Below are 1,159 nucleotides of genomic sequence, written 5' to 3' on the forward strand. Positions count from 1 at the left end.
CTAAATAGCTGCGCCTAATACCGCTACACTTTTGCCTGACCATGTTTTCCTCCGGGGAATGGGCTGGCGGTTTCCATAAAATGGCGGACCTTTTTCAGTAACTGCCACATTGAGCGGCACTGATGATTACGGGTTATCGTGTCATGAAGTGCCTGCCATAGCCGTTCCACATGATTCACCCACGGCGAGTAAACCGGCTGGTAAATTACCCTGAACTTGGGATTTGCTTTCAACCAGCGCTGTGTTTCGCGGCTTTTATGGATAATGTAGTTATCAACGATCAGCGTGATTGTTTTCGCCCGCCGGTAAGTGGCTTTCAGGTGCTTCAGCAGAGCGATAAACAGCGCTGAACTTTTGCTGTTGCCGCCCACGTAGCTGACTTTACCCGTGCCACTGTGCAGTGCGCCGGCCAGATAGTATTTTTCGTTCTGCCCCGGCGTCACTACCCGTTTCTGCTGTCCGCGCAACTGCCAGTCCGCACCGATTTTAGGATTAAGGTGGATATCCACTTCATCTTCATAAAATACCGGATGCTCTGCGCTGCATTCATCCAGCGCTTTGTGGATTACCGCCATCTTTTCATCTTTATGTGGGTCACGGATACGCAGAGTTGGCGCGGCCCTGCGCCATACAAGCCCCGCAGATGGCAACCAGCGGCGAACGGTTCCTGCATGTAACTGGCAACCGGTTATCTCATTGATTTTTATTGCCAGTAATTCGGTGCTCCAGCGTGAACGTTGATAACCAAAATCGCCGGGAGAATGCTTTATCAGCTCACGTAACAGGGTGCAGATATGTTCAAAAGGCCAGCGTCGGGAGCGCCCTGCGGGTAAGGATTTCAGGCCTTCAATACCTGAGTGCGTAAACCAGTTAATCCAGCGACCAACGGATGAACGGGCACAACAGAGAGTTCTGGCAACATCGCTGACCCGTTCACCCCGATGAAGCATCAGCATGGCCGTGAGTCTGCGGGCATGATTTTTATCACGCGTTTTATGAATAGCTTTCTGCATCAGGCGTCGTTCGCCACGGGGTATTGGTACTATGATCGGCATCGCTCAGTCCGGTTGGTGATTTTGGTTGGTTTGGCGATTGATCAGATCGCACAATCCGGGCTGAGTTCCCTTTCAGTGATCTACTATTCCGCGCAGCTATTTAG

The 1,159-nt window shown here is 51.5% G+C and carries 1 protein-coding gene; it reads right to left on the reverse strand.

Translation table 11 applies throughout. The annotated features are described in order from the left end of the window. Window positions 1–23 precede the first annotated feature (23 nt). Window positions 24–1,055: an IS630-like element ISEc33 family transposase gene (locus QMN38_RS26600; protein WP_001395480.1), complete on the reverse strand. Its 1,032-nt coding sequence runs from the start codon at window positions 1,053–1,055 to the stop codon at window positions 24–26. Window positions 1,056–1,159: the final 104 nt, after the last annotated feature.

The sequence above is a fragment of the Citrobacter sp. R-1.5.2 genome, from assembly GCF_035064245.1.
Taxonomy (GTDB): Bacteria; Pseudomonadota; Gammaproteobacteria; order Enterobacterales; family Enterobacteriaceae; genus Citrobacter.

What these genes read in the sequence shown, in the direction of transcription:
- QMN38_RS26600 (WP_001395480.1), bottom strand. Translation starts at nt 1,055, where the DNA reads ATGCCGATCATAGTACCAATACCCCGTGGCGAACGACGCCTGATGCAG.